Annotated in this window: 1 protein-coding gene; it reads right to left on the bottom strand. The window is 67.6% G+C overall.

Annotated features, from left to right (window positions below):
- Positions 1 to 324: transposase (locus EN824_RS34090; RefSeq protein WP_189522285.1), on the bottom strand; the 324-nt coding region annotated here is incomplete at both ends.

Genomic DNA, 324 nt, shown 5'->3' with positions numbered 1-324 from the left:
CGGTCGCCTGGCCAGTAGGCCGCGAATCCAGGGCGATCCTCTGTCGGGCTTGGCCCTGACCTGACGCAGCCACGAACTGGCGCCGAGAATGAGCAGCCTTCGCAGGTCCCTGTCGCCAGCGCGGCTGATATAGCCGGTCGACTTGTGCTTGCCGCCGGTATCATGCCTCTTGCGGGTCAGGCCCAGCCAGGCGGCGAAGTCCCTGGCCGAGGCGAACTGACGGCCATCGCCTATGGCTGCAATCGTCGCATGCGCGATGATCGGGCCGACGCTCGGGATCGTCGTCAGCCGCAAGGCCGCTCGCTGCTGCCTGACCTGAGGCAG

This window comes from Mesorhizobium sp. M8A.F.Ca.ET.181.01.1.1, assembly GCF_004792025.1.
In the GTDB taxonomy this organism is placed as follows: domain Bacteria; phylum Pseudomonadota; class Alphaproteobacteria; order Rhizobiales; family Rhizobiaceae; genus Mesorhizobium.
This window is presented reverse-complemented; position numbering and strand designations above follow the sequence as displayed.